The following is a 14,365-nucleotide window of genomic DNA, read 5'->3' as shown; positions in this document are numbered from 1 at the left end:
CGGAGCACGAGGACGTCTTTGACCGAGTGTCGAACGGTTCACCGGCCTCCGATGGGGCAATCTGGGGAGACCGGTGCGTCGGGAGGGGCTTCGGTGCGGCGAACCGGGGCAACCCGGTCTCACTGCGACACGCCGACTCAGTTCGCGGGGGGTTAGTTGACCCTGGTGGTTGAGCGCCCCTACTGTCCGTATCAGTCTTCAAGTTGACATAACTGTAAACCTCAACTTGAGGGTGAGGGTTGGGGCGGTTCGTACCGTCACCGTCCTCGCAACCGAACACAACCAGGTCCAGCGACACCGCAGCGGCACCGGTTCACCGAACCGGGCCGATCGGTCGGATAGAGCGAGCGGAAAGGCCCCTCGTCGTGGCAGCACCGCAGAATTACCTCGCGGTCATCAAGGTCGTCGGTATCGGCGGCGGCGGCGTCAACGCCGTCAATCGGATGATCGAGGAGGGTCTCAAGGGCGTCGAGTTCATCGCGATCAACACCGATGCCCAGGCGCTGCTGATGAGTGACGCCGACGTCAAGCTCGACGTGGGCCGCGAGCTCACGCGCGGTCTGGGGGCCGGCGCCAACCCCGACGTGGGGCGGAAGGCGGCCGAGGATCACCGCGAGGAGATCGAGGAGGTCCTCAAGGGCGCCGACATGGTGTTCGTGACCGCGGGGGAGGGTGGTGGTACCGGCACCGGCGGAGCCCCGGTGGTCGCCAACATCGCCCGCTCGCTGGGCGCCCTCACCATCGGCGTGGTGACGAGGCCGTTCAGCTTCGAGGGCAAGCGCCGCGCGATGCAGGCCGAGGCGGGCATCGAGACGCTGCGCGACGAGGTCGACACCCTCATCGTCATTCCCAACGACCGACTGCTGTCGATCTCCGACCGCCAGGTCAGCGTGCTCGACGCCTTCAAGGCCGCCGACCAGGTGCTGCTCTCCGGTGTCCAGGGCATCACGGACCTGATCACCACTCCCGGTCTGATCAACCTCGACTTCGCCGACGTGAAGTCGGTCATGTCCGGCGCGGGTTCGGCCCTGATGGGCATCGGCTCCGCGCGCGGCGACGACCGCTCCGTGGCCGCGGCCGAGATGGCGATCTCCAGCCCGCTGCTGGAGGCCAGCATCGACGGTGCGCACGGCGTGCTGCTGTCCATCTCCGGCGGTTCGGATCTCGGTCTCTTCGAGATCAACGAGGCGGCCCAGCTCGTCTCCAATGCCGCCGCCCCCGACGCCAACATCATCTTCGGCGCCGTCATCGACGACGCGCTGGGCGACGAGGTCCGGGTGACGGTGATCGCCGCGGGCTTCGACGAGGGCCGGCCGAGCAAACCCGCACCCGAGACCCGGCGGCTGCAGACGCCGCCGCCCCGAGCGGCGGCCCCGCCGCCGAGCACCGCCCCGGCGAATCCGATTCCCAGCCGGATCTCCCGGCCCGAACCCCCGCAGCAGCCGGTGGCCCAGGCCGCGGCCGCGTCGCCCGCCGCACCGCCGCGCGAGGCGCTGTCCGCGGAGCCCGCCGAGCCCGCCACCTCGCGGCCGGCCGACGACGAGCGCGATTCCGAGTCCGCGGCGCGCCCTAATGTGCCGCGGCCGGCGAGCGAGCCGACCGCGGCGCGGACATCCCAGCCCGCTCCGGCGGCTCCCGCCGACACTGACGGCGACTCACCGGCGGCCCCGGGGTGGAAGGACAAGGAGCCGGCCCGCCGTCGGCAGCCGGTCGTGTTCGACGAGGACGACGACCTGGATGTTCCCGACTTCCTCAAGTGACTCCGTGAGCGGACGCGCCGACGAGGTGGCCGCGGGACTGGCGGAGGTGCGTGCCCGGATCGCCGCGGCCTGCGCCGCCGCGGGCCGCGATCCGGCCGAGGTGACGCTCGTCGCGGTGACGAAGACGTTCCCCGCCTCCGACGTCCGGCTGCTGGCCGGCCTGGGCGTCACGGACGTCGCGGAGAACCGCGACCAGGAAGCCGGCCCCAAGGTCGCGCAGTGCGCCGGGCTCGGCCTCACCTGGCACTTCGTCGGGCAGTTGCAGACCAACAAGGCGCGCTCGGTGGTCTCCTACGCCGATGTCGTGCACTCGGTCGACCGGTCCCGGCTGGTTGCCGCGCTCTCGTCCGCCGCGGCCCGGTCCGGGCGCCGGCCGCGCTGCCTGGTCCAGGTCGCGCTGGACGAGGACGAGGCGCGCGGAGGAATCCGTCCGGCGGACGTCCTCCGGCTGGCCGACGAGATCGCCGGGGCCGAAGGGCTGGATCTGGGCGGGGTGATGGCGGTCGCCCCGCTGGGCTCCGACCCCCGCGCCGCGTTCACCGCGCTGGCCGAGATCGCGGCACGGGTGCGGCGAGATCATCCGGCGGCAGGGGTGATCTCCGCCGGAATGAGCGGGGATCTCGCCGAGGCGATCGCGTGTGGCGCGACACACGTGCGTGTCGGTACGGCGTTGCTCGGCGGCAGGCGGGCAATCGTCAGGTAATGTCCCCCCAGTGGCGCCTGCCATGAACAGGCGACACGGAACGTCGACCAGTCCACCAGCGGTCACCGGAGACCCGGCACCGCCCCACAGGACGATGGAGGGGCACATGGCCAGCGCGATGCGCAAGATGGCGGTCTACCTCGGCCTCGTGGAGGACGACCGCTACGACGAGTACGACGACTACGACGTCTATGACGACGAGGCCGTCGACCAGGGCCGGCGTCGCCACGACGACGAGCCCGGCGGTCAGCTTACCCGAGGCGAGGACGCCACGGACCGGGACCGGGACCATCACCTGGCGTCGACGACGGAGCGACGTTCCGTAGCGCTTTACGATTCCGGTTCCTCCGACCTTGCGCGTATCACTACGCTGCACCCCAGGACCTACAACGAGGCGAGGACCATCGGGGAGCACTTCCGGGAGGGCACTCCGGTGATCATGAACCTGACCGAGATGATGGACAGCGATGCCAAGCGGCTGGTCGACTTCGCGGCAGGTCTCGTGTTCGGCCTCCATGGGAGCATCGAGCGTGTTACGAACAAGGTGTTCCTCCTGTCGCCCGCCAACGTGGAGGTGACGGCGGAGGACAAGGCCCGGATGGCAGAACGTGGATTCTTCAACCAAAGCTGACAGCTACCTGCGAGAGTATCCGTGACGATCGTCGGAACCGTGCTGAGCGTACTTCTGTACCTCTTCCTCCTGCTGCTGATCGGGAGATTGATCCTGGAGACCGTGCAGTCGTTTGCCCGATCATGGCGCCCTACGGGGCTGGTGCTCGTGCTGGCCGAAGCCGTGTACACGGTCACCGATCCACCCCTGAAGCTGCTGAGGCGTTTCCTCCCGCCGGTGCGTCTGGGTAACGTGGCACTGGACCTCAGCTTTACGGTGCTCTTCATTGTGGTCTGGGTCATGATCATCTTCGTGCAGAGCTGGTCGTAGTGATCATCTTCGTACAGAGGCTCTGATCGGATACCGTCCTTTGGGGACAGACTCCAAGCGCGCCAAGGAGACGACATGCCACTGACACCCGCCGATGTGCGGAACAAGCAGTTCAGTACCACCCGGCTGAGGCCGGGCTATGACGAGGAGGAGGTCGACGCCTTCCTCGACGAGGTCGAGGCCGAGCTCGACCGGCTCATCCAGGAGAACGAGGAGCTGCGCGCCAAGCTGGCCGAATGCCTGCGTGGCAAGGTGCCCGCGATGGCAGCTCCCATCGTCGAGCCGAAGCCCGACATCGCTCCGATCCCCGAGCCGCCCCGTCCCGAGCCCAAGCCGGAGCCGGAGCCCGCGCCGCTCGGCAGCCTGGGCATGGCGCCCAGCGGCGAGGACAACATGGACACCGCGGCCCGCGTCCTGGCGCTGGCGCAGCAGACCGCCGACCAGGCGATCGCCGACGCCCGCCGCGAGGCCGACGAGACGCTGGGCCGGGCCCGCCGGGAGGCCGAGGAGATCCTCGGCAAGGCGCGCCGGCAGGCCGACCACATCGTCAGCGAGGCGCGCTCGCGGGCCGAGACCCTCGACCGCGACGCCCAGGAGCGGCACCGTCAGGTGATGGGCTCCCTGGTGCAGCAGCGCGAGGAACTGGAGCGCGAGGTCGACAACCTGCGGGCGTTCGAGCGCGAGTACCGCAGCAGGTTGAAGGTCTATCTGGAGGGTCAGCTCCGCGAGCTGGAACTCGGCGCGAACGAAGGCGGGGCCTTCCCGCCGGGCATGCCCGGCCAGGGTGGTCCGCAGACGGGTCCGCAGCCGGCTCAGGGAGGCCCGCAGACCGGTCCGCAGCCCGTGTTGCAGCACGCAGAGGTTCGTGCAGGCCAGCCTGCGCCGCCGCCCACGGCCACCGGCCCGACTCCGTTCCCGCAGCACGGAGAGCCGCCCCAGCATGCCCAGCACTCCGCTACCGGCGCCTTCCACACGGCCGACAACCCGCCGCACGACCGGCGCTGAGGCCCGACGGGAGAGCTTCGGTCCATCGGGCCCGCGCGCCGCGGATGGCACTGTTGCCGTCCGGAGCGTGTTTGGTATGCGGTGGTGCGGTGATTACCGGGTCGGTGCGCGACCCGTATGAGGAGAGAAAACCCCGTGATCATCCTGAGTGGCGTACTCGTGGTGGTGGCGATCGCCCTGCTCGTCGTGGGCATCGTCGCGAGTAACGGAGAGAGCGCGCAGGTCTTCGGACTCGACGCGCTGACGCTGATCTACATCTCGATCTCGGTCAGCGTCGTTTCCGCGCTCTGTCTGTCCTTCGGGGTCTTCCTGCGCCGCCGGGAGCTCTTCGGCACGGGAAGTGCGGTGGCCTCCTCCACCAGGAAGAAGAAGGCCAGGGCCGCGCAGAAGAAGGCGGTGGGCAAGTCCGCGGCCAAGGGCAAGGGCGCCGCGACTCCGGCCGAGCAGGGGGACGCGGTCCCGGGCGACACCCTGACGCTGCCCTCGCCGTCGGCGGAGGTGCCCGAGGACGCGATCGTCTACGTCGTCCGGGGGCGCAAGCGTTACCACATCGACAGTTGCCGGCAGCTCACCGGGCGGGATCGGGAAGAGCTCACCTACGCCGAGGCGAAGGAAGAGGGCTTCAGCCCCTGTACCGCCTGCCTGCCCGACACCGCGCTGGCGGCGCGCGCCGCCGCGGGAGTCGCGAAGCCGGAGCCCGCGAAGAAGGGTGAGAAGGCGGAGCAGGCAGGCAAGGACGCCGCGAAGAAGCCGACGGCCGCCGCCGCGGCGCCGCTGAGCGCCCCGCAGCCGCCGCCCGCCGCGTCGGAGCCGCCCACGGCCCCGGCGAGCGTTCTGGGCGCGCCATCGGCGCCTCCCGCCGCTCCGGCCCCCACCCGCGAGCCCGACCGGCTCGGAACCGGGTCACTGGCCGGCGACCCGCCCTCGGCGTGGTCCACGCCCAGTACCCCGGCCACGGACCCGATCGCGGCGGATCCCGCCGATCGGACCCCCCCGGAGGCCGGCGGGAAGGCCGCTCCCGTGCCGCCTCCCCAGCGTCCGGAACCGGCCGCCTCCGCCCCGCGGGCGGCCGAGCGGCCACGGCGGCTCAAGTCCGAACCCGAGGAGCCCGGGGGAGAAGCTCCGGACCCCGGACCCCAGGTGCGCATCCTCAGCGGCACCAAGCGCTACCACCGGGCCGACTGCGCGCTGATCGAGGACATCGGCGACGAGGCCGAGGACCTGGAGGCGCTGAGCCAGGCGGAGGCCCGGGCCCGGGGGTGCACGCCCTGCCTGGTCTGCCAGCCCGACAAGGCGCACGCCTGAGAGGACCGGGGCGAGGCGGGGTGCCCCGCCCGGTCAGCCCTGGGATCCGTTCCTGCGGCGCTTGAGCGACTTGCGCTTGGCGTCCACGCCACCGAAGAGGGTCAGCCCGGTGACCCGGATCACCGGCGCGCCGGCCTCCAGCGGATCGTCGCCGGGCACCGAGGTACCGCCGAAGATGGCGACGTTGGAGTTGATGACCCGCACCCCGGGCGGCACCTTGATGTCCACCCCGCCGAAGATGCAGGTGACGTTGACGGTGACTTCGCGCTGTGACAGCACCGCCTCCCGGAAGTCGAGGGTCACCCCGCCGAACACGGTGATCACGTTGGTGGTCGGTTCGACCAGCCAGCGACCCTTCCGCTCGGCGCCGCTGAAGATCGCCACAAGGGTGGGGGACTGCCGGTCGGGGGCCTGCGGAGAGGTCTCCTTGCGCAGGTTCACCTCGGTGTCAGGCGCGTCGCCCGCCGTCGGCAGGTCCTCCAGGACCGGGACGAGTTCGGCGTACGTCTTCGCCGCGTAGACGGCCTCGATGCGCTCGGTGTGCTCTTCGGGGGTGATCCGCCCCTCGGCCAGCGCTTCGCGCAACTGGTCGGCGACCCGGTCGCGATCGGCGTCGGAGGCGCGCATCCGGGACGGGTCGGGCTGTGCGGGCTGTTCTGGGCTCACCGGTACATCATTCCAAACACGATGTGTCTCGACTACCCATCCCGGGATCGAACGGGACCGCCCGGACGGCGGGCGGTCCCGTCGGAACCGGGTGGACCTCAGCCGGCGCGACGCAGCCGGAAGGTGAAGCCGAGCTCCGCATCGTGGTGCCGGACCAGGTCCTCGGGAGCGGGGCCCTCGTGCAGACCCACCGCCAGAACCTCGGTCGCCACCGTGTCGCCGTCGGTGCGCAGCGCCTCGGCGAGGTCGTCGGAACCAGCCTCCCACCACAGCTCGATCCGGTCGGTGACCTCCAGCCCCGAAGACTTGCGGGCATCCTGGACGAGCCGGACGACCTCGCGGACCAGGCCGGCCCGCCGCAGCTGCGGGGTGACCTCCAGGTCCAGCGCCAGGGTCTCGCCCGCGGCACTCTCGACCGCCCAGCCGCTGCGCGGCCGCTCGGTGACCACCACGTCGTCCGGCCCCAGGGCCACCTCGCCGATCCCGGTCGCCGCCAGCGTGACCGTACCGGCCGAGCGCAGCACCCGCACCAGCTCGGCCGGGTCGGCCGCGGTGACCGCCTTGGCCACTTGTGGAGTGTCCTTGGCGTACCGCCGGCCCAGCTCGCGGAAGTTGGGCTTGACCGCGTACTCGACCAGGTCGCCGCCGATCGACGACAGCTCCTCGAACTGCGTCACGTTGAGCTCGTCGGCGATCTGGGCGCGCAGCTCGGCCGGCAGCGCGGCCCAGCCGGGCGCGCCCACCAGGGCCCGGCCCAGCGGCTGGCGGGTCCGTACACCGCTGGAGGCGCGGGCGGCCCGGCCCAGCTCGACCAGTCGCCGGACCAGGCCCATCTGGGCGGTCAGCTCCGGGTCGAGCAGTTCCTCCCGGACGGCCGGCCACTCGGTCAGGTGCACCGAGTCGGGCCCGTCCTCGGGCCGCAGCACGTCCCACACGTAGTCGGTGACGAAGGGCACCAGTGGCGCCATCAGCCGGGTCACCGTCTCCAGGCACTCGTAGAGCGTGGCGAACGCCGCGGCGCCCTCCGGGCTCTCCGGGCCCTCCCAGAACCGCCGCCGGGACCGGCGGACGTACCAGTTGGACAGGTCGTCGACGAACTCGGCGAGCCGCCGGCCCGCCCGGGAGGTGTCGAACTCCTCCATCGCGGCGTCGACCTCGGCGACCGTGCGGTGCAACTCGGCCAGCGCCCACCGGTCGAGCATCGGCCGGTCGGCCGGTGCGGGCGCCGCGGCGGCGCGGTCAGGCGTCCAGGCCCGGCCGCCGCCGGCCGCGGCGGCGTTGGCGTACAGCACGAAGAACGAGGCGGTGTTCCAGTAGGTGAGGAGCACCTTGCGGACGATCTCCTCCAGCGCCGCGTGGCCGACCCGCCGGGCGGCCCAGGGCAGCCCGCTGGCCAGCATGTACCAGCGCAGCGCGTCGGCGCCGTGCCGGTCCATCAGCGGGATCGGTTCGAGGACGTTGCCCAGGTGCTTGCTCATCTTGCGGCCGTCCTCGGCGAGGATCAGCCCCAGGCAGAGCACGTTCTCGTAGGAGGACCGGTCGAACACCAGCGTCCCGACCGCCATCAGCGAGTAGAACCAGCCGCGGGTCTGGTCCTGCGCCTCGCAGATGTACTGGGCGGGGTAGGAGGCGTCGAAGACGTCCTTGTTGCGGTGCGGCGCGCCCCACTGAGCGAACGGCATCGAGCCCGAGTCGTACCAGGCGTCGATCACGTCCGGGACCCGGCGGGCCTCGCCGCCGCACTCGGGGCAGCCGAAGGTCACGTCGTCGACGTACGGGCGGTGCGGGTCCAGCGCCGACAGGTCGGCACCGGCCAGCGCGCCGAGCTCGGCCAGCGAGCCCACGCACGTCACGTGGTCGTCGTCGCACACCCACAGCGGCAGCGGGGTGCCCCAGTAGCGGCTGCGCGACAGCGACCAGTCGACGTTGTTGCGCAGCCACTCGCCGTACCGGCCGTCCCTGACGGTCTCGGGAAACCAGTGGGTGCGGGCGTTCTCCGCCAGCAGCCGGTCCTTGATCTGCGTCGTCTTGATGTACCAGGCGGGCAGCGCGTAGTAGAGCAGCGGCGTGTGGCAGCGCCAGCAGTGCGGGTAGCTGTGCTCGTAGGACTCGGCCCGGAACAGCACCCCGCGGGCCTCCAGGTCGTCGACCAGGACGCGGTCGGCCTCCTTGAAGAACATCCCGCCGACCAGCGGGACCGCCTGCTCGAACCGGCCGTCCGGGCGGATCGGGTTCACCACCGGCAGCCCGTTGGCCCGGCAGGCGGCGAAGTCGTCGGCACCGAACGCGGGCGCCATGTGCACCAGGCCGGTGCCGTCCTCGGTGGTCACGAAGTCGGCGCCGATCACCCGGTGCGCGTCAGGGATCTCGACGAGGTCGAACGGCCGCCGGTAGGCGGCGCCGACCAGGTCCGTACCGGGCAGCCGCCGGGTGACCTGCCAGCCCTCGCCGAGGACCTTGTCGAACAGCGGCTCGGCGACCACGACCCGCCCGCCGGGGCCCTCGGCCACCACGTACGTCACCTCGGGGTGGACGGCCACGGCGGTGTTGGAGACCAGCGTCCAGGGGGTGGTGGTCCACACCAGCAGGTCGGCCTGCCCGGCCAGCGCCCCGGAGACGACCGGGAACCGCACGGTCACCGAGGGGTCGACGACCGTCTCGTACCCGCCGGGCTGGCCCAGCTCGTGGTCCGACAGCGGGGTGCCGCAGCGCGGGCAGTACGGGCTGATGCGGTGGTCGCGGACCAGCAGGCCCTTGTCGAAGATGACCTTGAGCGACCACCACACCGCCTCGACGTAGTCGGCGTTCATGGTCCAGTAGGCCTGGGACATGTCGACCCAGTAGCCCATCCGCTCGGTCATGTCCTCGAAGGCGTCGACGTGCCGCTGCACCGACTCGCGGCAGCGGGCGTTGAACTCGGCGACGCCGTAGGCCTCGATGTCCCGCTTGCCGGAGAGGCCGAGCTCCTTCTCCACCGCCACCTCGACGGGCAGGCCGTGGCAGTCCCAGCCGGCCTTGCGGGGGACGTGGAAACCCTTCATGGTCTTGAAACGCGGGAAGACGTCCTTGAAGACGCGGGCCTCGACGTGGTGCACGCCGGGCATCCCGTTGGCGGTGGGCGGCCCCTCGTAGAACACCCAGCGGGGTCCCGCCGCGGTGCGCTCCAGGGAGCGTTCGAAGACCTTGCCGTCCTGCCAGCGGCGCAGCATCTCCCGCTCCAGGGCGGGCAGATCGACCTGCGCGGGCAGGGGCCGGAACTGTTTCGTCACGGCGGCGGACCTCCGGATCGACACGTTGACGTGGACCGGAGGGACGAGGCCCGGGGCCCCGCGGTACCACCCTCCTTGGCCGCGCCCGTGGGGCGGCCCGCTTCGTTCGGGTCTCGGCGGCCGGGTCTACTGGGTCCGTGCGGACGGTTCTTCCGGCGGCTCCGAGGTGATCAGACCGCCGGGCCCGCCCCCGGGCTCGCACCGTCCCCGGGTCGCTCATGGCTGCGTTTCGGCGGCAGGTGTCCTCATCAAGGCCGTGCCGATGACTGCGACGATAACGCACCTGGCGGGGAAACTCTTCCCGTTATCCGGAGGGGAGGCGGCATGGGGGACGGGACGGGGGTCCGGGTGGCGATCAGGGTGCGCCCCGGCGCGGCCCGGGTCGCGGTGGGCGGGACGCATGGCGGGGCGCTGGTCGTCCGGGTTCCGGCGCGGGCGGTGGAGGGGCGGGCGACGGAGGCGGCGCTGCGCGCGGTGGCCGACGCGGTGGGCGTGCGGCGGCGCGATGTCCGCCTGGTCACGGGCGCCACCAGCCGCGACAAGGTAGTGGAGATCGACGGTGATGTGACCTACATCACTACACGGATCGCGGGGCTGCGGGGTTCCTGACTACCCGCTCTTGGGCATATGCGGCCTGTAGTCAACCCAGGTCATTTGCCGACATCTCTAAGGAGACCTATGCTTCCCGCACTGCCTGTCGACAAGATCAGCGCGAGGGGGGCCGGCATGACCGGCGCGGAGCAGGGCAAGGCGGCCACGGGCACGGCCGAACGCGCCCAGGCGGCCGCCGGGCAGTTGCCCGTCCGGGTGGGCGAAGAGCGCTGGAGCGACGTCGAGCTCACGGAGGTCCGCTCCCGCCTCGAGACCGAGCTGGCCGGGTTCACCGCCGAGATCGCCGCCGCCGAATCGCAGATCGCCGAGGGCGACGCCAACGACGGGGCCGGCGACGACCAGGCCGACGCGGGAGCCAAGACCTACGAGCGCGAGCACGAGATGGCGCTCGCCCACAACGCCCGTGACCTGCGGGCCCAGAACGAGCGGGCCATCGCCCGCATGGACGCCGGGACGTACGGGACCTGCGAGTCGTGCAGCCTTCCCATCGGCAAGGCGCGCCTGCAGGCCTTTCCTCGTGCGACCCTATGCGTGACATGCAAACAACGCGAGGAGCGTCGCTGAACCCCCGAGACGACGCCACACAAGTCCGTGCCGCCTCGAAGCCGCGCCGGATCGGCGTGTGCATGGCGGTCGCCGCCGTCGCCCTGGCGCTGGACGCGATCACCAAGCTCGTGGTGGTCGCCCGGCTGGAGAACCGTGATCCGATCGAGCTGCTGGGCGGGCTGCTGACGCTGCGCGTCACCCGCAACAGCGGGGCGGCCTTCTCGATCGGCACGGGGCTGACCATCGTCTTCACCCTGATCGCGACCGGGGTGGTCATCGCGATCCTGGTCAACGCCCGCAAGCTGCGCAGCGTCCCCTGGGCGATCGCCCTGGGACTGCTGCTGGGCGGCGCGCTGGGCAACCTGTCCGACCGGATGCTCCGGCATCCGGCCCCGTTGAAGGGCCACGTCGTCGACTGGATCGAGCTGCCGAACTGGCCGGTGTTCAACCTGGCCGACTCGGCGATCGTGGTCGGCGGGGTGCTCGCCGTCCTGCTGGCCGCCCGCGGCCTGCAACTCGACGGCACCCGGATCCCCGGCGACGACGCCGCGGAGACCGGGGAGGCCAGGGAGGCCAGGACGGCCGAGGAGCCTGGGGAAGTCACGGACCCGGCGGGCGGGCCGGGTCGGTCGGACGGCGCGGGCTCCGCGTCCCCCGAGCAGGGCCCGGGGCCGTCCACCCGGCCGGAGGAGAAGGCCTGATCGCGATGGCCGACGTACGTGCCCTACCCGTCCCGGACGGGCTTGAGGGAGAGCGCGCGGACGCCGCGCTGGCCCGGCTGTTCGGGCTGTCCCGCACCCGCGCCGCAGAGGTGATCGCCGCCGGTGACGTCCTGCTCGACGGCGGTCCGGTGAGCAAGTCCGACCGGCTGCACGCCGGCGGCTGGCTGGAGGTGACGCTGCCGCCCCCGCCCGGCGCCCCCACCCCGGTGGCCGAGCCGGTCCCGGGGATGAGCGTGCTGTACGAGGACGACGACATCGTGGTGGTGAACAAGCCGATCGGTGTGGCGGCCCACCCCACCACCGGCTGGACCGGCCCGACGGTGCTCGGCGGGCTGCTCGGCGCCGGACACACCGTGGCGACCAGCGGCGCCGCCGAGCGGCAGGGCATCGTGCACCGGCTGGACGCCAACACCACCGGGACGATGGCCGTCGCCAAGAGCGAGGTCGCGTACTCGGCGCTGAAGCGGGCCTTCAAGGAGCGCCGGGTCGACAAGCGCTACCACGCGCTGGTGCAGGGACATCCCGACCCGTTCCGGGGCACCGTGGACGCGCCGATCGACCGGCACCCCTCGGGCAACGGCCGGTTCGCCGTGGTCGCCGGCGGCCGGCCGTCGGTGACGCACTACGACACCATCGAGGCATTCCGCGCGGCCAGCCTGCTCGACATCGACCTGGAGACCGGGCGCACCCACCAGATCCGGGTGCACATGTCGGCGATCCGCCACCCCTGTGTGGGCGACATGCTCTACGGTGCCGACCCGACGCTGGCCGCCCGGCTGGGGCTGGGCCGGCAGTGGCTGCACGCCGTCCTGCTCGCCTTCGAGCACCCGACCCACGGCGGGCGCGTGGAGTTCGAGAGCCCCTACCCCGACGACCTGGCGCACGCCCTCGACGTGGTCCGCGCCGAGTCCTGACCTCCGCCGGTCAGGACCGGGCCCTGATCCGTTCCTCGGCCAGTTCGAGCCCGGCCTCGATGACCACGTTCATGATCCGGGCCAGCCGTTCGGCGCCCAGCGCGGGCGCCTGGGCCGCCATGCCCTCCGCGATCTGGCGTTCCCGCTCGGGGTCGCGTCCGGCGAAGCCGCGCACCGGCTTGAGCCGCTGCACCGCCTCGGCGAGCGCGGCCCGCCGTTCCAGCAGGGTGGCGAGCGCCGCGTCGATCTCGTCGATGGCCGCCCGGGCCGAGGTCAGCGTGGTGATGTCCTCGGGATGGGGTAGCGCGTCCGCCTGATCGGGCACCGGAATTCCCTTCCTCGCGGCGGCCGGTGGCCCGGGGCCGGACGCCGGCCGCGTCCTGTGTGAACAGTGGGCGGGCGCCCTGGGGGCGGCTCCGCCTCGGCCGGCTCCGGGGTCGTCGCGTCAGCTCGCGCCGACCGGAGCCGGCGGCATAAAGCCATGGGTGCGACGACGTCTCATGGGCGTAACCGTAGGTGACGGAGGGAGACCGGCGCCACTGGGCGGACGGCATGTCTCGCCTGTCGAGACGGTCTGGGGTCTACAGGGCGCGGCGCATCCAGATATGGGGGATACCGGCGTCCAGCTCCTCGGGGCCGTAGGAGGTGTAGCCGAGGCGCTCGTAGAAGCCGGTCGCGTGCGTCTGGGCGTGCAGTTCGATCGCGGTGAGGCCGAGTTCGCGGGCCCGGTCCTCGATCGCCCGGACCAGCGCCACGCCGAGCCCGGTGCCGCGGGCCTCGGCCAGCACGGCCAGCCGGCCCAGCACGCCTGTCGCCCCGTCGCGCACGATCATCCGGCCGGCGCCCACCGGCCGGTCGTCCAGGCGGGCCAGGAAGTGGTCGGCCTTCTCGTCGAGTTCGTCCAGTTCCAGTTCCGTTGGGACGCCCTGCTCGTGGACGAAGACGCGCGTCCGGACGTCGTATGCCTGCGCGCGCTCCGCCGGGGCGGAGACGCGCAGGACCTCGGTGTGCCGATCCATGAATCCAGCATGGCAGTCTCTTGGCGTGGTCGATCCGGCGGCCGGACCCCGGCCTGGTTGCCATACCGACTGGTTGGTATGGTCACTGCCTCAGGCTCCGGACAACCGAAAACAGGAGAGGCGATATGAACCCTGAGCAGACCGGGAGCCGCGTGGCGATCGTCACCGGCGGCGCCCGCGGCATCGGCGCGGCGACGGCCGTACGCCTGGCCGCGGACGGATTCGCGGTGGCCGTGGTCGACCTGGAGGAGTCGGCCGGCAAGGACGTGGTGGACACGATCACCGCCGCCGGTGGCCGGGCCATCGCGGTCGGCGCGGACGTCTCGGACGCCGCCCAGGTGGGGGCCGCCGTGCAGCGGACCGTCACCGAGCTGGGCCCGCCCACCGTGCTGGTGAACAACGCCGGGGTGCTCCGCGACAACCTGCTGTTCAAGATGTCGGAGTCCGACTGGGACACCGTGATGAACGTCCACCTCAAGGGCGCCTTCCTGATGGCCCGGGCGGCGCAGGAGCACATGGTCAGCGCCGGGTACGGCCGGATCGTGAACCTGTCGTCCTCGTCCGCGCTGGGCAACCGCGGGCAGGCCAACTACTCGGCGGCCAAGGCGGGCCTGCAAGGCTTCACCAAGACCCTGGCCAAGGAATTGGGCAAGTTCGGCATCACCGCCAACGCGGTGGCCCCGGGCTTCATCGCCACCGACATGACCGCCGCGACCGCAGCCCGGGTCGGCGTCGACTTCGAGGACTTCAAGAAGGGCGCCGCGGCGAACATCCCGGTGCGCCGGGTGGGCGCCCCCGAGGACATCGCCCACACCATCTCGTTCCTGGTCAGCGAGGGAGCGGGGTTCGTCTCCGGCCAAGTGATCTACGTGGCCGGCGGGCCGCTCGACTGACGGGAGGGACG

15 protein-coding genes are annotated in these 14,365 nt (G+C 71.8%); 11 read left to right on the top strand and 4 right to left on the bottom strand.

Annotated elements, in window-relative coordinates:
• Window positions 1–365: 365 nt before the first annotated feature.
• From ftsZ to DPM19_RS34745, 6 genes are all read left to right on the top strand, one after another.
• Window positions 366–1,760, top strand: a complete 1,395-nt coding sequence (gene ftsZ / locus DPM19_RS06585; RefSeq protein WP_111863862.1) for a cell division protein FtsZ — start codon at window positions 366–368, stop codon at window positions 1,758–1,760.
• Window positions 1,738–2,463 carry a YggS family pyridoxal phosphate-dependent enzyme gene (locus DPM19_RS06580; RefSeq protein WP_111863861.1) on the top strand — a complete coding sequence of 242 codons (726 nt, stop codon included), beginning with the start codon at window positions 1,738–1,740 and terminating at the stop codon, window positions 2,461–2,463. The genes ftsZ and DPM19_RS06580 overlap by 23 nt, the downstream gene beginning before the upstream one ends.
• A gap of 106 nt (window positions 2,464–2,569) precedes the next feature.
• Window positions 2,570–3,094, top strand: a complete 525-nt coding sequence (locus DPM19_RS06575; protein WP_111863953.1) for a cell division protein SepF — start codon at window positions 2,570–2,572, stop codon at window positions 3,092–3,094.
• Window positions 3,095–3,115: 21 nt separating this feature from the next.
• Window positions 3,116–3,403, top strand: a complete 288-nt coding sequence (locus tag DPM19_RS06570) for a YggT family protein (RefSeq protein WP_111863860.1) — start codon at window positions 3,116–3,118, stop codon at window positions 3,401–3,403.
• A 75-nt stretch (window positions 3,404–3,478) separates the two neighbouring features.
• Window positions 3,479–4,408: a DivIVA domain-containing protein gene (locus tag DPM19_RS06565; RefSeq protein ID WP_111863859.1), complete on the top strand. Its 930-nt coding sequence runs from the start codon at window positions 3,479–3,481 to the stop codon at window positions 4,406–4,408.
• Window positions 4,409–4,543: 135 nt separating this feature from the next.
• Entirely contained in the window at window positions 4,544–5,713 is a 1,170-nt protein-coding gene (locus tag DPM19_RS34745) for a hypothetical protein (RefSeq protein WP_146778755.1), read from the top strand.
• A gap of 33 nt (window positions 5,714–5,746) precedes the next feature.
• Here DPM19_RS34745 and DPM19_RS06550 read toward each other — a convergent pair whose 3' ends face one another.
• Together DPM19_RS06550 and ileS are read right to left on the bottom strand one after the other, a co-directional pair.
• Window positions 5,747–6,379, bottom strand: coding sequence for a DUF1707 SHOCT-like domain-containing protein (locus DPM19_RS06550; RefSeq protein WP_407642485.1), 633 nt, complete (start codon window positions 6,377–6,379; stop codon window positions 5,747–5,749).
• Between the two features lie 98 nt (window positions 6,380–6,477).
• Window positions 6,478–9,648, bottom strand: coding sequence for an isoleucine--tRNA ligase (gene ileS / locus DPM19_RS06545; protein WP_111863855.1), 3,171 nt, complete (start codon window positions 9,646–9,648; stop codon window positions 6,478–6,480).
• Between the two features lie 324 nt (window positions 9,649–9,972).
• Between ileS and DPM19_RS06540 the strand changes: the two genes are divergently transcribed.
• The 4 genes from DPM19_RS06540 (at window position 9,973) to DPM19_RS06525 (ending at window position 12,442) form a co-directional block, all read left to right on the top strand.
• On the top strand, window positions 9,973–10,257 hold the full coding sequence (locus tag DPM19_RS06540) for a DUF167 domain-containing protein (RefSeq protein WP_111863854.1): 285 nt from the start codon (window positions 9,973–9,975) through the stop codon (window positions 10,255–10,257).
• Between the two features lie 117 nt (window positions 10,258–10,374).
• On the top strand, window positions 10,375–10,824 hold the full coding sequence (locus DPM19_RS06535) for a TraR/DksA family transcriptional regulator (RefSeq protein ID WP_111863952.1): 450 nt from the start codon (window positions 10,375–10,377) through the stop codon (window positions 10,822–10,824).
• Between the two features lie 62 nt (window positions 10,825–10,886).
• Window positions 10,887–11,507, top strand: coding sequence for a signal peptidase II (lspA, locus tag DPM19_RS06530; protein ID WP_233509899.1), 621 nt, complete (start codon window positions 10,887–10,889; stop codon window positions 11,505–11,507).
• A gap of 5 nt (window positions 11,508–11,512) precedes the next feature.
• Window positions 11,513–12,442: an RluA family pseudouridine synthase gene (locus DPM19_RS06525; RefSeq protein WP_111863852.1), complete on the top strand. Its 930-nt coding sequence runs from the start codon at window positions 11,513–11,515 to the stop codon at window positions 12,440–12,442.
• 10 nt (window positions 12,443–12,452) lie between these two features.
• On the opposite strand, the gene DPM19_RS06520 is transcribed toward DPM19_RS06525, so the two are convergent.
• Window positions 12,453–12,767, bottom strand: coding sequence for a chorismate mutase (locus tag DPM19_RS06520; protein WP_407642484.1), 315 nt, complete (start codon window positions 12,765–12,767; stop codon window positions 12,453–12,455).
• Between the two features lie 256 nt (window positions 12,768–13,023).
• Window positions 13,024–13,461 carry a GNAT family N-acetyltransferase gene (locus tag DPM19_RS06515; RefSeq protein ID WP_111863851.1) on the bottom strand — a complete coding sequence of 146 codons (438 nt, stop codon included), beginning with the start codon at window positions 13,459–13,461 and terminating at the stop codon, window positions 13,024–13,026.
• Between the two features lie 152 nt (window positions 13,462–13,613).
• Between DPM19_RS06515 and fabG the strand changes: the two genes are divergently transcribed.
• On the top strand, window positions 13,614–14,354 hold the full coding sequence (gene fabG / locus DPM19_RS06510) for a 3-oxoacyl-ACP reductase FabG (protein WP_456049240.1): 741 nt from the start codon (window positions 13,614–13,616) through the stop codon (window positions 14,352–14,354).
• Window positions 14,355–14,365 lie beyond the last annotated feature (11 nt).

It is taken from the genome of Actinomadura craniellae, assembly GCF_003289645.1.
Lineage (GTDB): Bacteria > Actinomycetota > Actinomycetes > Streptosporangiales > Streptosporangiaceae > Actinomadura_D > Actinomadura_D craniellae.
Note: the sequence above shows the minus strand (reverse complement) of the source record. Positions and strands in the feature narration are given on the sequence as shown.

Coding starts and splice junctions, on each gene's coding strand:
- DPM19_RS06580 (WP_111863861.1), top strand. CDS start 1,738: ATGTTCCCGACTTCCTCAAGTGACTCCGTGAGCGGACGCGCCGACGAG.
- DPM19_RS06565 (WP_111863859.1), top strand. CDS start 3,479: ATGCCACTGACACCCGCCGATGTGCGGAACAAGCAGTTCAGTACCACC.
- lspA (WP_233509899.1), top strand. CDS start 10,887: ATGGCGGTCGCCGCCGTCGCCCTGGCGCTGGACGCGATCACCAAGCTC.
- DPM19_RS06540 (WP_111863854.1), top strand. CDS start 9,973: ATGGGGGACGGGACGGGGGTCCGGGTGGCGATCAGGGTGCGCCCCGGC.
- DPM19_RS06535 (WP_111863952.1), top strand. CDS start 10,375: ATGACCGGCGCGGAGCAGGGCAAGGCGGCCACGGGCACGGCCGAACGC.
- DPM19_RS06525 (WP_111863852.1), top strand. CDS start 11,513: ATGGCCGACGTACGTGCCCTACCCGTCCCGGACGGGCTTGAGGGAGAG.
- DPM19_RS06515 (WP_111863851.1), bottom strand. CDS start 13,461: ATGGATCGGCACACCGAGGTCCTGCGCGTCTCCGCCCCGGCGGAGCGC.
- DPM19_RS06575 (WP_111863953.1), top strand. CDS start 2,570: ATGGCCAGCGCGATGCGCAAGATGGCGGTCTACCTCGGCCTCGTGGAG.